Raw genomic sequence first — 19,667 nt, 5'->3', positions numbered from 1 at the left:
ATCTCAATTAATAGTTCGGATTTTGCTTCAGGGCAGGATTCAGGTCGAGCACTGTTTGTGGAATCGGATATACACTTCTGTATGCAGGAGTAGCTCCTTTTTCCCACCAAGGCTCAAAGAATGTACCGAAGCGGATATTGGTGGTACGACGTAGTCCTTCAAATACAAACTCATGTTTCCATTCGTTGTCCAACACTTCTTCATTTACTGTATCTACAGCGGGAAGTCCGGCTCTGCTTCTGATCTCATTCACGTATGGAATAGCGTTAGCCTGGAATCCTAAACGGAAATTAGCTTCGGCTTTCATCATCAATATTTCGGCATAGCGTATCACTACCCAGTCGTGGTCGCGTTCCCACTGTTCGTCAGCCAATACTTCATATTTGTATAGTCTAGCTCCTTCGTTTTGGAGGGCGTTGGTATAGTTTTCTATTTCTTCTGTGTAGATCAACGGGTTGCCGTTATCCATCATCACAACCGAACCTGTTGCCAGATTGATTTGCTCACCGATCAACAGCGATTTGCGACGAATATCATTCTCATCAAAAGAGGAGTAAAGTCCCGGCTGAGCGCTGATTCCGTTACCGCACCATTGGTAGGTTCCGGTAGGAGAGAAGGCATATTTCTGATTGTAATGGAAGGTCATAGAATGAAGGTAGTTCCCTACAGTTCCTTCTTTGTGATCATAAGGAATAGAGAAGATAATTTCTCTTGATTTTTCGTTAGCAGTCTTGAAACTTTCGAAATAATCGGTTTCCAACACATAACCACTAATCTTATCACAGGCATCCAGACAGTCTTGCCAACGAGGCGTTCCTACATACACTTCTGCATTCAGATACAGACGAGCCAGTAAACTGTTGGCTACATTTTGTGTGAAACGGGCATAGATAATACCGGTAGGCAGGTTGTCCATAATTTGTTTCAGTTCGCTTTCTACAAACTGGAAAACTTCCTTGCGGCTTGACTTCTCAGGAAGTCCTACCTGTTCAAAATCAGTGACAATAGGCACATCTCCAAACTGATCCAGCAACAGCAGGTAATAGTAAGCACGTATACCACGTAACTCTGCATTTACTACCTCTTTATCATGATCTGTTAATCCCGATTTATTTACCTGATAGATAATTGAATTAACGTTTGCAATACCCTGGAAGCTATATTTCCAGGTACCTAATATCATCACATTATTGGCATCCCAGGTATGGGACTGAGCCTGTTGATAGCGTCCGCCATCGTACCAGTCTGTACCGCGAGTAGGGATACAGGCTTCGTCGGACACACATTCGTCCAGGAAGAACACATATTCGCAAGTAGGATAGCAATTTGTGCCTCCTTGGTCAGAGTCGCTGAAGCCTCTCAAAGTAGCATAAGCGCCACCTACGATTGTTTGAATTTCAGACGATGTTTGCCCATAGTCGTCCATAGGAACTTTATCATACAACTTTTCATCCAGGTCGGTACAAGCACCGAATAAGAGGGATGAGGCTATTATTGTTGAAAATATTTTTGTTTTCATATATGTTATATCTTAGGAGATTAGAAAGTTACATTTAGTCCGAAAGAGAATGTTCTGGGGCGTGGATACGCGTTGAAGCGTTCGATACCGGGATCATCTAATCCGTTGATATTTACTTCAGGATCAACACCGCTGTATCCGGTTATAACAAATAAGTTTTCACCTGTCAGATAAACTCTTATTTTCTGCATTCCAAACTTCTTTGTATTAGGGATAGTATAGCCCAATGTAGCGGATTGTAAACGGAAGAAAGAACCATTTTCTACCCAATAGTCAGAGAACAAAGGATCTGTTTTAATGCCGCTGCTCAGGAAGTCGTCGGGAACATTCTGTGAAGGCAAGCGGGTAGGGTCATACATACTCATACCTGTTGCATTCAACACTTTTTGTCCGAACATACCATAGGTCGAGAAGCCTAAGTCGAAATCTTTGTATGTGAAGTTCATACCAAAGCCTATGTTCACTTTGGGCTGAGCGCTTCCTAAGTATTCGTCTACGGGGTTGCCGTTTTCGTCTCTGTTAATGATATAGGCTCCGTTCTCGTCTATCCCCTGACATTTAGGTCCATAGAATGCACCGGCAGGATAACCTTCTTTTACGATCTGTGCGTATTGTCCTGACATACCACGTAAGCCGTGCAATGATCCGGTCTTCAAGCCTGATTCCTGGAAGGCTTCATTGGATAATTTGTCGATATTCTGGTCGTTATAGGATACGTTAAAGTTGGCATCCCAAGTGAAATCTTTCGTCTCCATTATGTTGCCATTCAGGGTTAATTCAACTCCTTTGTTTGTCAAATCACCTACGTTTGCCAACATGGTACCTACTAAGTACGGAGGTTGTGCTACCGGGTATGTCCAGAGCAGGTCGGTTGTTTTCTTGTGGTAGAACTCCAAGCTACCGTTTACTCTGCTGAACAGGCCGAAGTCTATCCCCAGGTTAAGCTGAGCAGTAGATTCCCATTTCAGGTCAGGGTTGGTGTTCTGGTTCGGAGCATAAGATTTCTTCCAGGTACCGGTGGTTGCGTCATAGTAAGAAGCTCCGTCGGCAGCCAGGATAGCCAATGATTTGTATTCGCCGATACCGTCCTGGTTACCGGTTACCCCATAACCAAAGCGGAGTTTCAGGTTGTCTAACCAAGAGGAGGTAGAAGCCATAAAGTCTTCGTCAGATACACGCCATGCCACAGAGGCAGAAGGGAATAAACCCCATTTGTTGTTTTTTCCGAAACGAGACGAACCGTCATCACGTAAGGTAGCTGTAAACATATATTTACCCATCAGGTTGTAGTTTACACGTCCGTAGAAAGAGATCAGGTCGGCTTGTCCTTTGTACGAGTATACGTCTCCTGCGCGATAGTCGGAACCGGCAGCCAGGTTGTTGTACTCAAACAGGTCTGTATCAAAGCCTCTGCGGGTTGCTCCGAAGCCTTCATACGTATTGCGCAGATATGAATATCCACCCATTACATTCAGCTTGTGAATATCGTTGAATGTCACATCGTAGGTTAGATAGGCTTCCAGTTGGTAGTTCTTGTAGTCTCCCAGATGGCGCTCTCCGCGTCCTTTCTCTGCTTTACCTTCCATTACGGCGTAAGTAGGGACGTATGTTCTTCTCTGATGTGAGTTATATTCATACGAACCGTTAGCGGCAGCTTTCAAGCCTTTGATGATTTCAAATTCGATTTTTCCGTATCCTAAGAAGCGGTGGCGGGAATCATCAAATGTACGATTGTTGAGTAACTCCACAGGGTTTTCGGTGTTTGTACCACCGATAGAGGTGTATTCGCCGTTTCTGTCTGTTACGGGAACGGTCGGGTTCAGGTTGGCCGCACGTTCAAAGATACGCGTGTCAATGGGGTTCCAGTTGTCAACGGTACCACTTACGCCAATCTCTACTTTTAAGCGCTTGTCTAGTGCGTATTGATGGCCGGAAACACTACCTGATAGCCTGTCCATATTGCTTCTTTTGATTACTCCCTGGTTGTCCTGATATGTAATGGAAGCGCTTAATCCGCTGTTGGCTGTTACGTTGTTGATAAATAGGTTATGCGAATGAGATACAGCTGTACGTTCCAGCTCTTTCTGCCAGTCGGTATCGCCTCCGTAATCGGTGGCATTGGCGATATTATTGCCGCGTACATACTGTCTCCATTGGTTGGCAGATAGCAGGTCCATGTGATTCGCTACCTGTCCTACGGCTACATATCCGTTATATTCAATACTGCGTCTTTCTACATTGCTGGTAGAGCGGTTGGTGGTTACGATGATAACACCATTGGCTCCGCGTGAACCGTAGATAGCGGCAGAAGAGGCATCTTTCAAGATGTCGATAGACACGATTTCAGAAGGCTGAACGGTGTTAAAGTCTACCCCCGGTATACCGTCTACTACTACCAAAGGCGAGTTGCTGGCAGAGAGTGACGTACCCCCTCTTAGGCGTACGGTAGCTCCCGAAGCCGGGTCTCCCGAACCTTGTACTACGCTCAGACCGGCTACCTTACCTTGCAGGAGTTGCTCGGCTGATGTAACGATCCCCTTTTTCAGGTCGTCGCTGTTTACAGAAGCAATGGCTCCTGTCAGGTCCGATTTACGCATGGTTCCGTATCCGATACCTACTACTACTGCTTCACCCAGTGCTACGGCATCTTCGTCTAATTCTACTTTCAGGTTGCTTGCTGCTCTGACTGTTTGAGTCACGTAGCCTATGTATGATATTTCAAGATTGCTTCCGGCCGGGCAAGACAAGGAGAATTTTCCGTCGAAATCAGTGATTGTACCTGTATTACTACCGGCTACACGGATGTTGGCGCCCGGTAGCGGCTCCTGTTTTTTATCTGTTACAACACCATTTACAGTGATGTCTTGTGCCTGTATATGTTGACTTACTCCTATCACGAAAAGCATGATAAAGAAGTAAATAAGGCTTGTATGTTTGATATGTATTTTCATTTTACAGCATTATTAATGTTATTCAAGTTCCGAGATAGGAATTAAAGGGATATCAGTTGTCAGTATGTCAGCCCCTTCCAGATGTTGCAACTTAAGGGTTATCTTAGACAGATTGCTGATGCTTGATAGTTCCTGCAGCAGGTTGATATGAGCCTTCATCTCTGTTTTCGCTCCGGTAAATTCACCTTTGATTGTTTTGCTTCCGGCTGTGATTGTATATACTAAACCCTTGCTGTTCTTTTCGTTATTGGTACGTACCAGTGTCAGGATATCCAGAGAAGAGATCCTTCTGGGGAAGAAATAAAATTCAGGATCCAGCGGAATAGGTACACCGGGAGCAAGGATCAGAAAGTCTTTTCCTCCTTCATCTGTTCCTACTTTGCCCCAATCTGTTCCGGGAAGTACGAATTGAATGTTTTCCATCACGTAGTCTTCATCTACACCATAGTATTCTCTTGGAATAAAGTCGATTTTGTAGATATTGTCGCCAATGAGTGTGAACTTGGTTTTTTCTATCATTTCGGGTACCCATGCCTGGTATTCAACAAGCGCAGCTCCATCAAAGTTATTCAAACCGCTATGCAGGTGAATAGATGGCATATCCACTAAGCCTCCCTGCACGCCTCCGGTCCATACCTTCTCTGCATTGATCAGAAGTGAAAGGGGTTCGTCCAGATAGAATTTTTCGGGGAATATCTGTACCAGATTGCCTGATTCTTTAAAGCCTCTGATTTCGGCTACCGACCAGGGGGCGCTGATTACATCACTCTGTCCTGCTCCGCTCTTGTTTTTGAGGCGCATCCAGAATCCGGCAGAGCTTTCGATGTCTGCTACCGGTACACCGAAATATGCTGTAGGAGTGAGGGTTTTCTTATATACCCCATTGCCTACATAATCCAACTTGGCAAATTCAGAAGAGTTTTCCCAGTTGCCGGCATCCGGTTCAGAAGGCGACCAAGCCCATAAATAAAGGTCTTCACCCTCGCCGAAGCCTGTTCCGTTCATGTCGAAATACCAGCTTACTTCCTGGTCTAAAGCATATATTACGGGATATGTCCATACCTTGGCAGGTGCTCCCATTTCGTCGGCTGCAAATGCTTTTAGCGGTAGTAATACAGCCGTAAAAGTCAATAATATAGATATTAGTTTTCTCATGGTTCTTATTAATTAGCCGGTGATAACTGATACACGTAAGATACAAAGGCTACCCCTTTTGTTTTGCGTGTATATTTAAATTCTAACGTTTGGGTCCCGCCGGGAGTAGCCGTAATAGCCAATCTACCGGTTACCTGGGTTTTCCCGGCATCCGAATACAGTATAATGTTGTTCGGAGTGGCATCGGTATTAGGGAAAGGATAATCCAGCTCCCAATAGCCTTCTTTGGCAAACAGCTGAGGGGCGTTTCCGCCTACGCTGTAGTTTGTTGGCTCATTGTTTCCGTCTACATTCAATGCAATCGTAAAGGATGAGAAACCAAACTGGTCTGTTAAGGTCATTTCGCTTGGTTTTTGCGAGTTTGCAGCAGCAATCTCGTCTACTTGTTTGAGTGATTTCAGCGCCCAGGTACCTTTTATCTTTTCATACGTGGTAATAGGGGCTACATACGAACCATCGTCTGTATCATTACATGCGGCAAAGCACATAACAAAAAACAGGAATGGCAGAAAGGCATACAAAGATCTCAATGCTTTCATGGGTCTGTAGTTTTAAAATTAGTAAATAAGTATTAACTCTAATGATTGCAAAACTACCCGACCCGACAGCCGGAACAAATTTACTAATGAAAAATATAATGATTTTACGCAAAGTATTATTGCTAAGTTGTTGTTTATAAAATGTTTGTTATTTTGTTGTAACCTAAAAAATATAACCGAAATAAATGGCTGTATATGAAATCGCATAGCGATTTTGTATTTTACAATGAATGATGTAATTTTATAAAATGAAAAACCGAATAACTGAGTTGCTGAGTTATTCAGCTATCAGTTATCCAGTCATTCAATTATTGAATTATTATTGCGAGTCGTGCTAACATCCCTGTCCACACGACTCTAATTAACCAAAAACATTATACTATTAAAACGAATCTTTATCATTAACGATTAACGTTTAACGATCAATGATTAATTTCTTTATTCTTGTACGCAGCGCACCGGCAAGGCGAGCCCACGGATGCCCGCTTCTGCGGACAGTACCGAAGCGTCGAATCTCAGTCTCGAGACATTCGGACCGTCAGACTCCGACCCCCAATAGTAACCGTGCGTGCCCTGGCGCTCCCAAGGACCATTCACGTGTCGAATACCCGTGGTAGGAATAAATAGCGTTTCTCCCGGATTTTCACCTTTGATCTCTAGGCGGTTGCTCCTAAAAGCTACCGTACTGTTATAGGTGTTGCCGTAGGCCGTTTGGATAAGTTTGAACTCATCCCCAGTCGGTACGCGCCAGCCTTCGGGACAGGGTCCCCGGTGGTTGTCGCCCCTCCATAACTCGTCGTTTTTGGTGTTTAACCAGTCACTGGGCACGGCGTCTGTTGTGATGAACTTGTCCTTATAGATATCCATAGCCTGTGCATAAGTGACTGGGCCTGGCTGGGTATCACCTGTTGAACCATAGACGAAGCTCTTGTTGCGTCCCCACTGGTAGTAGTAGCCAGTATGCTTCAGTTCTGCACTATTACCAATCTCCGTGGCACCCACGTTCACAGGAGCCCAGGTTACACCTTTGAATACTACTGGTTTCAGGCCTGTGCCCGGGTAATACGTATTGTAGATGTGGATGGTATCTCGTTGTTCGGGGCTACTTTCATTTACGATTTCAACCATCAAACGGACTTCCATGGGAGGAGTCTGTTTTGGAATGGTTATTGTATGTATCTGCTCGTAACCGGCACTGTAGGTCAGGGTAGGTTCTGTGCTTTCTACCTTGAAACCATTCAAATCACTTAAGCTACCCACCAGGAAAGTTACATCCGCGCGGGTACCTGATTTGTTGTAGGTTTTTACGGGGATGGTAAGGGTGGCGTTGGCTGTGGCATCGGTGATGTCGTAGGTTTTGCCTGTTACTTTGATACCGGTGTTGGGTGTCAGCTCAAAAGTGACTATTTCCATATCATCTTCTTCGGCTTCAGCTTCGTAGGTGCCGCCGGCGTCGGTCCAATCCTCTCTTTCTATGGTCAGGGAGGGGGTGTTCGGGGTTACTTTCTTTACCCTCAATATGTAGCGCTTATTGGCTTCTATCTCTGTGCCGCCTTTCAGGCTGTAGATGCGGCGTTCGCCCATAAACTCACCCTCGAAGGAGATTACAGTCTGCCCGTCTTCCAATTTGGTTGGGTAGAGGTAGAATGCACTGGCTACCGGGGTACCGCTGTTGAAGTCTGACGGATCATTGTTTTTGATCATCGGGAGCTTTCCGGTGGTGAGGGTTTGTGCGGGAGTGCCTGTAGCGTCTCCGAAGGCATAGCCTTGCTGTTTTATGTTCTCTACCAATATGTTGTCAATGGTAAAGTTGGTATCGGAAGCATCATTTTCTACATCAAAACGTGCTACGCGGCGATAGAGTTTTACCTTTTTCTCGTCATCCGTAGGGTTTTCGATATCCACGATTTCCTGACGGGTTGTCATCAAGAGTGGCGACTTGATAAGGTCTGCCTGTATGTTCGTCAGCCGCTCGCGGAAGTCCTCTTCCGTAGTAGCCCCTACATTGATGTTTGCCAAAGACGAAGCATTGTCCTTGCCATTGGCTACGAAGTAAAAGATATGTTTACCCGTACGTCCGGTTACATCTATGGTAGTCTCCAGGTCTGCATTCGTTTGGTTCAGATCCGTACTGCCTATGCGAAAGACACTCTGCAACAAGTTTGGTTTGCTTTCAGCCGAGCGGTCATTAAACATATAGATCTCCAGCGAGTCTACCACATTCTCTTGCTGCGTAGCTATTGTTGCATAGCTTACCGGTTGTCTTTTTCCCTGAAGACGGAAGGTGATAAATCCTTCATGTTCAACTCTGGGAGGTGTGTCTATATAACCTTCTTCCTGGCTGCAAGAGGGTGCCAACATCAGCACCAGAGCAGCTAATAATATTGTTAGTTTTGTATGTTTTGTTTTCATTTTTTTATGTTTAAAATTTGATATTCAATGTTTTTATTTCTAATCTTGCACGCAGCGTACAGGGTAAGCCATTGTATGGTAGTTGCCTGCCAGATTCATGCCTGACGAAAGGAAGTGGAACCGTACGGTGAGAACACCTTCATGATCAGACGACCAATATACACCGTCAACACCTTGGTTGATCGACAGACCATTGCTGCTCCTTACCCCTACAGTAGGTAGGTAGAGAATATCCGTTCCATTGTCGCCTTTCACTTCCAGACCTCCGTTAACCAATGATAAACGAGGACTGTCCTCAAACTTATTGTTTTTAAACAATTCAAATATTCCTTCAAACTCTGCCTTGGTAGGAACATGCCAACCTTGGGGGCAAGGACCTTGCGCATTCGTTCCATTCCAAAGATTATTGTTCTTAGGAGTCAACCAATCGTAGTTTGTAGCAGCTGCTCCTGTGATAAACTTACCCTTTCCTTTACCCGACATGGCATCTGTTGCACTCATCGGACCTGTTATAGTATCTGTTGGGTTTATACCTGATTCGTAAATAAAGCCGATATAGCTTCTTCCCCATTGGTATAATAAGCCATGATGTTTTACATCCGTTGTAGTTCCTATCTCCGTAGCACCTACATTGATTGGAGCCCAGTAGAGTCCCCCTACCATTACCGGATATAACTTGGTATCTGCATAGCGATTCACATACAGTGTAATAATCTTTTTCTGGTCGGGGTTGGCTCCGTTACGAAGCGTAATCTCCATTTCTACAGGGACTTTGCTTCCGTTTATATTGGGGATATCTATTTCATATTCCTGTTGGTAGGAGGCGCTGCTGTAGGTTAATACGGGAGTTGGGGTGTTTATCTTTAAATCGCTGTAGGTAGAGGCGTTTCCGTGATTGTATTTTACTTCAGCTATTGTACCTTTTTCGTTGAAAGAGGTAGTGGTGAAGGTCAGTTTGCCTGCAGCGGTTACGCCTGTCAGGTCGTAGGTTTCATCTCCCGTCCATACGATTCCGGGTACTGCGCTATGGTCTATGGCTGAGAAGGTAACCAGGTCGGTTTCGGGATTGGCTGTCTGTTCACCTCCTTCTTCCCACTCTACTACTGTTATTGCTGCATCGATTTTGTTCAGTTCTACTTTCTTTATCTTTATTATGTAGCGTTTGTTGGCTACGGTTTGAAGGTCAGCGATATTGAGGTTGTATACCTTTGTTTCGCCGTTGAAGATACCTTCCAGAGCGATCTCTGTCTTGCCTGCTCCTATGGTCGTTGGGTAGAGGTAGAAGACGCTATCCAGGCGTTCGGGGGGCAGAGGCGTTTTGGTCGAAATCTCGATAGGCTCATAGTTGGCTTCCTCGATGGTCTTTGCAGGGCTAGATGTAGCATTGCCGAAGATGTAACCCCGCAGCTTGGCATTGGAAACCAGGATCTTCTTTACATCGAAGTTGGACTCTTTTGGGTCGTTGTCTATATCCAAACGTACTACACGGCGGAAGAGTTTCACTTCCAACTCCAGGGGCACATTGCCGGGGGTGGCTATTTCCGTGATGGTTGTTTTGCCCGACATCAGCAGCGGCGTAGCCAGAGGATCGGCATGTTTGTCGGTGATTGCCTCGATAAAGTCCGATTCCTTGGTGGCGCCTGCATTGAGCTTTGCCAGGTCATCAGAGCGCCCTTCGCCATTACCTACAAAGTAGAAGATTTTTGTACCCGTTTTGCCTGTTACATTAATCTTGGCCGTTTGGTTTGCACCCGAACCTTCAAGCGCAATCTCGCTCTTACTCGTACGAAACACTTGATCCAGTGTTTTGGTGTCATTATTAAACATATAAATACTAAGGTCGGAAAGCTCATTCTCACTCTCTCCGGCTATCGCGTAAGACACAGCTCCTTTTTGTGTAAAGGGTAGTGTAAAGGTCACTATTCCTTCGCCTTCCTGTTCGGGAGATGAAGAAAATACGGTTTCATCGCTGCTACAGCCCGGCATCATGAATAGCAGGCTACACAGCACAATACATAGAAAAACATTCCATTCTCTCATTGGTGTTAATAGTCAATGGTTTATAATCAATATAACATTTATCACAAACCGGAGGAGGGCAAACCCCTCTATCCATCCGGCTTTTACAAGCCTTCCCCTCTTCCCTCACTTGGTAAGTGATGGGGGACGGAGAAAGTAGTGTGTGCTTTTATCTGTTTTACAGTTATTTATATATAAACTAAAAGAATATTCTGTGTATGTAAAAATAGCTTTCTTATAAACATACGCGTTCTGAATGGATGGCATGTCTGCGTCGAAGACGTATGATGTTGATTAACCCCATGTGCAGGCCATAGGCCGGAACGTGGGGGATAGGATGCAGTCCTTCTCCTCTGCCCTCGATGAGGGCGGACTTGGAGGTTATATTCTCCTTCCCCACGTTCCGGCTTTACCTCTACGTGGAATTCATCAAGGTTGTGCGTCTTTGATGCAAAAGACCTTATTGTTAAACAATGGGACGGTTTTGTTAACAACCGTACGGAAAGAAAGGGCTACGTTTGCAGCAGATTACGGGATTACTTCCCCTGTAGCCCCATCACTTACCAAGTGAGGGAGATTAAGAAATACTTGTAGAACGTACGAATAATTGTCAATTAGCGGGCCTTTTTTAGCCCGCTTTTTTTATGGCGCGTGATACCTTTTCTACCGCTTTATCAAGCACTGTTTGCTCGAAGGAGGCGAGGTAAGCATAAGTTGTTTTCTCGTTGGAATGCCCCAATCCCTCACTGATAACCCAGAGGGGGAGGTGTTCGCCTTTGGCTATCGTTGCCCATGAGTGTCGGCTGCAATGCGTTGTGAGCTTCTTTTGCAGGCCTGCCATGCGGGCGATCCGGTCGAGGTGGCTGTTCTGTAGCCTCAGAGCCGACAGATACTGCCGCCTCAGAGGCTTGTCCGCTTCCCGTATCAGGGGGAAAAGGAAGGGGCTGCCTGCTGTTACTTCCGTATAGCGGTTGATAAGCGCTTGCATGGCAGGGGTGATGCGGATTTCGAGCAATTGTCCTGTCTTACGCCTAATATACGAGATAAGCCCTTCGCGCACATCGGACTTCTTCAGATAGGCCACATCCACAAAGGACATGCCCCTTGCATGGAAGCAGAACAAGAAGATATCCAAGGCCTGACGTAAACCGCTATTCTTTTCAGCCTTATTATCACGTGTAAAGTCCAGTTTGTCTAATATCCTGATTTCTTCTTTACTCAAGGCTCGTTTGCGGGTAGTTTGTACCCCGGTGTAGACTTGGGAGAAGGGGTTTATGACAGGGCTTTCAATCAATCCCTCACTGACTGCCCGGTTCAATAATACACGGAGGTTTCTCATGTAAAAGGAGACGGTGTTGAGCGAGCGTCCGCCCCCTTTCAGCCAGGCTTCGTAGTGACGCATCAGGGAGGCGTCTAGGTTTGACAAGGGGATGTCCCGTCCATTGTTGAACCTTAGTAGGGAGCGGGCGGCGGATAGGTAGGCTTCACCGGTTCGCTCACGTCCTTGCAATTGAAGTTCGGTAGCCTTACAGCTAGCATAAGCTTTCAACATACACCTGCTACTTCGATATCTCAGGATATCCAGTACATCACATACGGTATAGGCAATTTCCTTTGAATCAAGCAGAAGGATATGTTCCTGCAGGTGTTTCCAATCCTGTCGGATCTTCTCGACTGCCTCGCGCAGATACGCTTTGCGGGATGCCTCTGTCCCTGGCGGAAACACCACCCGGCTTTTTCCAACATCCCATTCCCCCACATACAGCCTGTAAGGCGTTGTAACAGTTAATACTTTCCGCCTATGAATTACACGGATATATACACTTCCCGGAAAAGCTGCCCCCTTCGCTGAAGGACGCAGAAAAATCGCAATTGTTGCCATATTACATCGTTTTTTTCACAGATATAGATATCTACAAAAATAATAAATTCGTATTTAATGGCACGTATATGACGCAGCGTACGTGCTGTTAAATGTTTACTGTTTCCCGGAGCGGATTTCCATTATTTTTTGTTCAAATTGTTCGTTGGGGACGATGGATTTGTTTTTCACTTTTGTCTTGTAAGTGTTGATGGTATTGACAGAATAGTTTAAAAATTGGGCGATTCGTTCACTTTCGTAAATGCCTAAGCGGATCAGGGCGAAGATGCGCATTTCGGCGGTCAGGCTTTTGCTGTTTTCGGGTATCACCCGGTCGTCCGGCTGGAAGAGGTTGTTGTAGGCTTGGATGAAGCTGGGGAATAGCTTCAGGAAGGTTTCGTCAAAGGATGAATACATGTTTTTCCGTTCTTTTTGCAGGTCTGATTCCTTGAAGGACGAACGGAGGTCTTCATACTGACGGGCGGCTATTTTCCTGTTTACCAGCTTGTATAGTCCTTCCAGTTTGTCTATATATCCAGAGTTCATGTAGAAGGAATAGCCGATGTATTCGTCTTTAATGTTACTTACTTCCGTTAGCTGATTGTTTGTCAGTATCAACTGCTCATTCTGCTCTCCAATGGTTTTACGTGCCTTTCGTACCCGCTTGATTTGCTTGTAGATAATAACAGTTGCCACCAGTAGTAGTACGAATAATAGCGAGATGGAGATAACCGACAGTATAAGTACATTCCGTTGTTTCTCAACGGCTTCAAAGCGTTCCTGCTCAATGATCGGGAGTATGGAGCCAATCTCTAGTTTGCGATGCCTGGCATTGTAGAAGTTGGCATCATCCAGTGCCAGCTTGATGTATTTATTGGCCCGTTGTATATCCCCGTCTTCGTATAATAATACCGCTAGGTTGCGAAGGGCTGTTGTTTCCTTTGTTACCGATTTAATGTCGCCAATCGCCGCCTGTATCAGGCATATCTTAGACTGCTCCCTGTTTCCTACCGCCGAATAGGCATGACCCATCGTAGATGCCGTGATGGCATACAGGTGGTCGTCTATATCCTTTATATTAATTAATGTAGTAAAGGCTTCGATGGCGCGTTGGTAGTTTTCTTTTTTCAGTTGCTGCAAACCGTAGGCGTACCACCAGTCTATATCCTGCATCGACTGGATATGTAAAACCGAGTCGCTGTATAAATTCCCCTTCGCTATATATTCGCTGCGAAAGGGGTCTTCATTATTATAATCGGCAATGTCGTAATAGAGGCGGGCCCATAGGTTGTAATGCTCTCGCTTGATGGCGGTTGAGGCGGTAGATACGTCTGTAGACGACATCATGTCGAAGGCTTCTTTAAACAAGCCCGAAGAGAGAAAGCAGAACACCAGAGCCTCGTTCGACTTAATCTTGTAAACGGGATTCTTTACCTGTAAGGCAATTTCCAATGAGCGGTTGGCATAGCTGTAAGCCGAGTCGTATTTGTAGGATTTATATTCGTCGAACAACTGTATATATGTCTCAAACAAATTATCCTGAGTGGAAAACGGCTGGTCGAGGTTCTTTTTAATATCGGCTATTTTCTGTTCTTTTTCCTCAGTGTAAGAATCATTTAAGTAAATATAATGGTCCAATTCGGCAAGCAGCGTATCCACCGGCTGGGCAGCTTGCGCGTTGAGTATATAGAATAGTAGTATAATGATGCAAGTAATTCTCATTGGCAAAGATTGGTAAACAGATAACGGCAAAGATAATATCTTTTCTTACATGAGAAGGTAGTCGTTAAAAATAAACTGCGACATATTTTTGCTGGGTCACAACTGTGAATTTGGTGGTCGACAGCTGTGACCCAGCTGGTCGACGGTTGTGACCCAGCTGGTCGACAGCTGTGAACCACGTGGGTTACAGTTGTGACCCAGCAACTTACTTATGTGCTCTGTTGCAAGGCAAAGGCACTCATGATAAGCTTAATAGTGTAATGTCGAGGTGTCAAAATGTCAATTATAGATGGTTGAATTGCGTTAAAATTTTTATATTTCAGTTTGTTTTGTGTTTAGTTTGCATGATGTGGTGACTATATGATAGATGCGATTTGTTAAAACATTCGTTTCATGTGAAAATTCCCGAATATATCCTTTGAAAACTAAATAAAATAAACGATTTTTGTAGCATGATGAGTCAACCTTTAGCGGAGAGAATGCGTCCGAAGACTCTGGATGATTATATCGGACAAAAGCATTTGGTAGGACAGGGGGCAGTATTACGTAAAATGATTGATGCAGGGCGGGTTCTTTCTTTTATATTGTGGGGACCTCCGGGAGTAGGGAAAACTACCCTGGCACAGATAATCTCCCATAAGCTGGAAGCCCCCTTCTATACGTTAAGTGCCATTAGCTCTGGTGTAAAGGATGTGAGAGAGGTGATAGACAAGGCCAAGTCTAACCGTTTTTTTAATACGGTATCGCCTATCTTGTTTATAGATGAGATTCATCGGTTTAGTAAGTCACAGCAGGATTCGTTGCTGGGAGCTGTAGAGACGGGAGTAGTTACCCTGATCGGCGCTACTACGGAGAATCCCTCCTTTGAAGTGATCAGGCCGCTATTGTCTCGCTGCCAGGTATATACATTAAAGTCACTAGACAAGGAAGACCTGCTGGCATTGTTGCACAAAGTGCTGAAGGAAGATGTCTTACTGAAAGAAAGAGAGATTATTTTAACGGAAACAGACGCCATACTACGCTACTCAGGAGGGGATGCACGCAAGCTACTGAATATTCTGGAGCTTGTAGTAGGCGCTGAAGAAGGAAATAATACCATTGAAATAACGGATGCTAAAGTAGTAGAACGCTTGCAGGAGAACCCGGCGGCTTACGATAAAGGCGGAGAGATGCATTACGATATCATATCTGCATTTATCAAGTCGATAAGGGGAAGCGATCCGGATGCAGCGATTTACTGGCTGGCACGAATGGTTGCCGGTGGGGAAGACCCGGAGTTTATAGCCCGCAGGTTGCTTATATCGGCAGCGGAAGATATCGGATTAGCGAATCCGAATGCTCTATTACTGGCTAATGCTTGTTTTGAAGCCTTGAAAAAAATCGGATGGCCTGAAGGAAGGATCATCCTGGCGGAAACGACCATCTACCTGGCAACAAGCCCCAAAAGTAACTCAGCCTATATGGCGATAGACGGGGCGATAGAATTAGTGGAAAAAACCGGGAATTTGCCTGTTCCGCTTCACTTAAGGAATGCGCCAACTAAATTAATGAAAGAATTAAATTATGGAAAAGATTACAAGTATGCTCATAGTTATGAGAACAACTTTGTTAAGCAAGACTTCCTGCCACCAGAGTTGCAGGACGAAAGGATCTGGCTAGGTCAGCCCAACCCCGCCGAGCAAAAGCTGATTGATCAGATGAAGCGCTTATGGGGAGACAGATATTAAAGCGTATTTAAAAATATATTAACTTTTTAATTAAAAAAACAACAGGTATGAAGAAGCACAATTTTTCTGCAGGACCTTCTATTTTAAGCGAGTACACTATCAAGAATTCTGCCGCAGCAGTAGAGAATTTCGCAGGGACAGGATTATCAATCCTTGAAGTATCCCACAGAGGGAAAGAATTTGTTGCTGTTTGTGAAGAAGCACGGGCTATGATTAAAGAACTACTGGAAGTGCCGGCAGGTTACGACGTAGTGTTCCTGGGTGGAGGCGCAAGTTTACAGTTTTGTATGGTACCTTATAACTTGTTGAAAAAGAAAGCCGCCTACCTGGATACAGGTACCTGGGCGCATAATGCCATTAAAGAGGCTAAGCTGTTTGGTGAAGTAGACGTAGTAGGCTCTTCAGAAGCAGCAAACTATACTTACATCCCGAAAGGATATAATGTGCCGGAAGATGTTGATTACTTCCACTTTACATCGAACAATACTATCTATGGAACGGAGATGCGCTATGATCCGGATATGAAGGTTCGCCTGGTGTGCGACATGTCATCAGACATCTTCTCCCGTCCGGTGGATGTTTCCAAATACGATATCATCTATGCTGGAGCACAGAAGAACCTGGCACCTGCCGGCGTAACACTGGCTATCGTGAAGGAAGACGCTCTGGGACATGTAGATCGTGCCATCCCTACAATGCTGGACTATCGTACGCATATCAAGAAAGAATCCATGTTCAATACACCTCCCGTATTCCCTATCTTTGCTGCCTTGCAGACATTGAAGTGGTATAAAGAACAGGGCGGTATCAAAGAAATGGAAAAGAGAAACCTGGAAAAGGCAGCTATCCTGTATGATGAAATAGATCGTAACAAGCTGTTTAAAGGAACTGTAGCTGTAGAAGACCGCTCTATTATGAACGTATGTTTTGTAATGAACGAAGAGTACAAAGAATTGGAAGGAGACTTTGGCGCTTACGCTTCTGCTGCCGGAATGGTGGGAATTAAAGGTCACCGCTCGGTAGGTGGATTCCGTGCCTCTTTGTATAACGCAATGCCAAAGAGTAGTGTAGAAGCTCTGATAGCTTGCATGAAAGAATTTGAAAAACAGCATTAATTATGACAAAAGTATTAGTAGCAACAGATAAACCTTTCGCAGCGATAGCTGTGAAAGGTATCCGTGAAGTAATAGAAGGTGCCGGTATGGAACTTCAGCTGCTGGAAAAATATACAGAAAAAGCCCAGTTGCTGGATGCCGTAAAGGATGTAGATGCCATCATCATTCGTAGCGATATCATTGATAAAGAGGTATTGGATGCCGCCAAGCAACTGAAGATTGTAGTACGTGCCGGAGCCGGATACGACAATGTAGACCTGGAAGCAGCTACCGCTCATAAGGTAGTGGTAATGAATACTCCGGGACAAAATTCCAATGCCGTAGCCGAGCTGGTACTGGGCATGTTGGTGTACGGAGCCCGTGGCTTCTTCAATGGCACTTCGGGATGGGAGCTGAAAGGCAAGAAGCTGGGTATTCTGGCGTATGGTAATGTAGGCCGGAATGTAGCTCGCATAGCCAAAGGCTTTGATATGGAGCTGTATGCCTATGATGCGTACACCCCAACGATTACTATTGAGAACGATGGCGTGAAGGCATTAGCCTCTACTGCTGAATTGTTCAAGACATGCGATATCGTATCACTGCATATCCCTGCAACAGCTGAAACAAAAGGTTCGATCAACTTTGAGTTGATGAACTCCATGCCCAAAGGAGCTACCATCATCAATACAGCCCGCAAGGAAGTAATGGATGATGCAGGCTTGGCAAAGATGTTTGAAGAACGTCCGGACTTCAAATACATCAGCGATATCAAACCATCGAATGATGCGGAATTGGCAGAAAAATACCCCGACCGTTACTTCGCTACCCCCAAGAAAATGGGTGCTCAAACAGCCGAAGCAAACATCAACGCCGGTATCGCCGCCGCCAACCAAATCGCCGATTTCATTCAAAATGGAAATACTAAATTTTGTGTAAACAAAATTTAATGATTAATGATAAATTGTTAATGGTTAATTAATACTCGATTAACCATTAACAATTGATAATTGGCAATTTAAAAATGAAACCAAATCCCTTAAAAGAAAAAAGCTTTCGTTTTGCTTTACGGATAGTGAAGCTATATAAATATTTGAATACAGAAGAAAAAGAGTTTGTATTATCAAAACAACTTCTTCGGTCAGGAACATCCATAGGCGCGATGCAAAGAGAGAGCGAACATGCGGAAAGTAAACCTGATTTTATTCATAAATTATCTATTGCTCAGAAAGAATGTAATGAAAGTCTTTATTGGTTAGAACTATTATATAAAACTGATTATATTTCAGAAAAAGCATATTCTAGTATTTATAATGATGCAGAGGAGCTTATGAAACTAATAACAGCAATAATTAAAAAGACAAAAAGTATTAATAATTAATCATTAACAATTAATAATTATGATTATAAAGCCTTTTAAAGGATTACGTCCGCCAAAAGAACTAATTGAACAAGTAGCTTCACGTCCTTACGATGTATTGAACTCGGAAGAGGCGAGGGCAGAAGCAGGGAATAATGAGAAGTCTCTTTATCATATCATTAAGCCGGAGATAGACTTTCCGGTTGGAACCGACGAGCATGCTCCGGAGGTATATGAAAAAGCAGCCGAAAATTTCCAAAAATTTCAGGATAAGGGCTGGCTGGTTCAGGACCCTAAAGAGATGTATTACGTCTATGCACAAACCATGAACGGACATACACAGTATGGACTGGTGATTTGCGCATATGTAGATGATTACATGACGGGTAAAATCAAAAAGCACGAACTGACCCGCCGGGATAAGGAAGAAGACCGTATGAAACACGTTCGGGTGAACAATGCCAATATAGAACCGGTATTCTTTGCCTATCCGGACAATCCGGAACTGGATGCTATCGTGAAGAAATATGCAGGAAAAACTCCTGAGTATGACTTCGTTGCAGAGCTAGATGGTTTTGGACATACACTTTGGTTGATTGATAATGAAGCAGATATTGCTCATATCACAGAATTGTTTGCTCAGATTCCGGCTATGTATATTGCTGATGGACATCACCGCTCGGCTGCTGCTGCCTTGGTAGGTGCAGAGAAAGCCAAGCAGAATCCCAACCATAAAGGAGACGAGGAATACAACTACTTTATGGCCGTTTGCTTCCCCGCCAATCAGTTGACAATCATTGACTACAACCGTGTAGTACAGGATTTGAACGGTTTGTCGGAGCAGGAATTCCTGACTAAATTAGAGCAAAACTTTACAATAGAAGAAAAAGGAGCCGAAATATATAAACCGAAAGCTCTGCACAACTTCTCCCTCTACCTGGGCGGAAAGTGGTATTCCTTGACTGCCAAACCGGGAACGTATAATGATAATGATCCTATCGGAGTGCTGGATGTAACGATCTCCTCCAATCTGATCTTAGACGAGATACTGGGTATTAAAGACCTGCGCTCGGACAAGCGGATTGACTTTGTAGGTGGTATCCGTGGCTTGGGCGAGCTGAAACGACGCGTGGATAGCGGCGAAATGAAGGTAGCCCTGGCACTATATCCCGTATCGATGAAGCAATTGATCGACATTGCCGATACAGATAACATCATGCCCCCAAAAACAACCTGGTTTGAACCCAAACTCCGTTCGGGCCTGGTAGTCCATAAGCTGGACAATTAATCGAAAAAGAGAAGGATGTG

Annotated in this window: 13 protein-coding genes; 5 read left to right on the top strand and 8 right to left on the bottom strand. The window is 44.6% G+C overall.

The window, feature by feature from the left end:
- Window positions 1–7: 7 nt before the first annotated feature.
- The 8 genes from M2470_RS06450 to M2470_RS06415 all read right to left on the bottom strand — a co-directional run bounded on the left by M2470_RS06450 (window position 8) and on the right by M2470_RS06415 (window position 14,178).
- On the bottom strand, window positions 8–1,519 hold the full coding sequence (locus M2470_RS06450; RefSeq protein ID WP_280744227.1) for a RagB/SusD family nutrient uptake outer membrane protein: 1,512 nt from the start codon (window positions 1,517–1,519) through the stop codon (window positions 8–10).
- Window positions 1,520–1,539: 20 nt separating this feature from the next.
- Window positions 1,540–4,470 carry a TonB-dependent receptor gene (locus tag M2470_RS06445; RefSeq protein ID WP_280744226.1) on the bottom strand — a complete coding sequence of 977 codons (2,931 nt, stop codon included), beginning with the start codon at window positions 4,468–4,470 and terminating at the stop codon, window positions 1,540–1,542.
- 18 nt (window positions 4,471–4,488) lie between these two features.
- The gene (locus M2470_RS06440) at window positions 4,489–5,625 is read right to left on the bottom strand and encodes a hypothetical protein (RefSeq protein WP_280744225.1); all 1,137 of its coding nucleotides are present in this window, start codon (window positions 5,623–5,625) and stop codon (window positions 4,489–4,491) included.
- Between the two features lie 8 nt (window positions 5,626–5,633).
- Window positions 5,634–6,164, bottom strand: a complete 531-nt coding sequence (locus tag M2470_RS06435) for a DUF5004 domain-containing protein (protein ID WP_280744224.1) — start codon at window positions 6,162–6,164, stop codon at window positions 5,634–5,636.
- A gap of 438 nt (window positions 6,165–6,602) precedes the next feature.
- Window positions 6,603–8,576: an FISUMP domain-containing protein gene (locus M2470_RS06430; protein WP_280744223.1), complete on the bottom strand. Its 1,974-nt coding sequence runs from the start codon at window positions 8,574–8,576 to the stop codon at window positions 6,603–6,605.
- Window positions 8,577–8,615: 39 nt separating this feature from the next.
- Window positions 8,616–10,616: an FISUMP domain-containing protein gene (locus M2470_RS06425; RefSeq protein WP_280744222.1), complete on the bottom strand. Its 2,001-nt coding sequence runs from the start codon at window positions 10,614–10,616 to the stop codon at window positions 8,616–8,618.
- A 607-nt stretch (window positions 10,617–11,223) separates the two neighbouring features.
- The gene (locus M2470_RS06420) at window positions 11,224–12,477 is read right to left on the bottom strand and encodes a site-specific integrase (protein WP_280744221.1); all 1,254 of its coding nucleotides are present in this window, start codon (window positions 12,475–12,477) and stop codon (window positions 11,224–11,226) included.
- A 96-nt stretch (window positions 12,478–12,573) separates the two neighbouring features.
- The gene (locus tag M2470_RS06415; RefSeq protein ID WP_280744220.1) at window positions 12,574–14,178 is read right to left on the bottom strand and encodes a DUF6377 domain-containing protein; all 1,605 of its coding nucleotides are present in this window, start codon (window positions 14,176–14,178) and stop codon (window positions 12,574–12,576) included.
- 452 nt (window positions 14,179–14,630) lie between these two features.
- Here M2470_RS06415 and M2470_RS06410 point away from each other — a divergent pair, with 452 nt between their 5' ends.
- From M2470_RS06410 to M2470_RS06390, 5 genes are all read left to right on the top strand, one after another.
- Window positions 14,631–15,905 carry a replication-associated recombination protein A gene (locus M2470_RS06410; protein WP_280744219.1) on the top strand — a complete coding sequence of 425 codons (1,275 nt, stop codon included), beginning with the start codon at window positions 14,631–14,633 and terminating at the stop codon, window positions 15,903–15,905.
- Window positions 15,906–15,952: 47 nt separating this feature from the next.
- The gene (serC, locus tag M2470_RS06405) at window positions 15,953–17,020 is read left to right on the top strand and encodes a 3-phosphoserine/phosphohydroxythreonine transaminase (RefSeq protein ID WP_280744218.1); all 1,068 of its coding nucleotides are present in this window, start codon (window positions 15,953–15,955) and stop codon (window positions 17,018–17,020) included.
- A gap of 2 nt (window positions 17,021–17,022) precedes the next feature.
- Window positions 17,023–17,949: an NAD(P)-dependent oxidoreductase gene (locus M2470_RS06400; protein ID WP_280744217.1), complete on the top strand. Its 927-nt coding sequence runs from the start codon at window positions 17,023–17,025 to the stop codon at window positions 17,947–17,949.
- A 74-nt stretch (window positions 17,950–18,023) separates the two neighbouring features.
- Window positions 18,024–18,380 carry a four helix bundle protein gene (locus M2470_RS06395; RefSeq protein ID WP_280744216.1) on the top strand — a complete coding sequence of 119 codons (357 nt, stop codon included), beginning with the start codon at window positions 18,024–18,026 and terminating at the stop codon, window positions 18,378–18,380.
- 16 nt (window positions 18,381–18,396) lie between these two features.
- On the top strand, window positions 18,397–19,647 hold the full coding sequence (locus M2470_RS06390; RefSeq protein WP_280744451.1) for a DUF1015 domain-containing protein: 1,251 nt from the start codon (window positions 18,397–18,399) through the stop codon (window positions 19,645–19,647).
- The last annotated feature ends 20 nt before the right edge of the window (window positions 19,648–19,667 follow it).

The organism is Parabacteroides sp. PH5-46 (genome assembly GCF_029892785.1).
Lineage (GTDB): Bacteria > Bacteroidota > Bacteroidia > Bacteroidales > Tannerellaceae > DFXE01.
The sequence above is the reverse complement of the archived record's forward strand: the minus strand, read 5'-3'. Positions and strand labels throughout refer to the sequence as shown.

What these genes read in the sequence shown, in the direction of transcription:
- M2470_RS06425 (WP_280744222.1), bottom strand. Translation starts at nt 10,616, where the DNA reads ATGAGAGAATGGAATGTTTTTCTATGTATTGTGCTGTGTAGCCTGCTA.
- M2470_RS06420 (WP_280744221.1), bottom strand. Translation starts at nt 12,477, where the DNA reads ATGGCAACAATTGCGATTTTTCTGCGTCCTTCAGCGAAGGGGGCAGCT.
- M2470_RS06450 (WP_280744227.1), bottom strand. Translation starts at nt 1,519, where the DNA reads ATGAAAACAAAAATATTTTCAACAATAATAGCCTCATCCCTCTTATTC.
- M2470_RS06395 (WP_280744216.1), top strand. Translation starts at nt 18,024, where the DNA reads ATGAAACCAAATCCCTTAAAAGAAAAAAGCTTTCGTTTTGCTTTACGG.
- M2470_RS06440 (WP_280744225.1), bottom strand. Translation starts at nt 5,625, where the DNA reads ATGAGAAAACTAATATCTATATTATTGACTTTTACGGCTGTATTACTA.
- M2470_RS06410 (WP_280744219.1), top strand. Translation starts at nt 14,631, where the DNA reads ATGATGAGTCAACCTTTAGCGGAGAGAATGCGTCCGAAGACTCTGGAT.
- serC (WP_280744218.1), top strand. Translation starts at nt 15,953, where the DNA reads ATGAAGAAGCACAATTTTTCTGCAGGACCTTCTATTTTAAGCGAGTAC.
- M2470_RS06435 (WP_280744224.1), bottom strand. Translation starts at nt 6,164, where the DNA reads ATGAAAGCATTGAGATCTTTGTATGCCTTTCTGCCATTCCTGTTTTTT.
- M2470_RS06400 (WP_280744217.1), top strand. Translation starts at nt 17,023, where the DNA reads ATGACAAAAGTATTAGTAGCAACAGATAAACCTTTCGCAGCGATAGCT.
- M2470_RS06430 (WP_280744223.1), bottom strand. Translation starts at nt 8,576, where the DNA reads ATGAAAACAAAACATACAAAACTAACAATATTATTAGCTGCTCTGGTG.
- M2470_RS06415 (WP_280744220.1), bottom strand. Translation starts at nt 14,178, where the DNA reads ATGAGAATTACTTGCATCATTATACTACTATTCTATATACTCAACGCG.
- M2470_RS06445 (WP_280744226.1), bottom strand. Translation starts at nt 4,470, where the DNA reads ATGAAAATACATATCAAACATACAAGCCTTATTTACTTCTTTATCATG.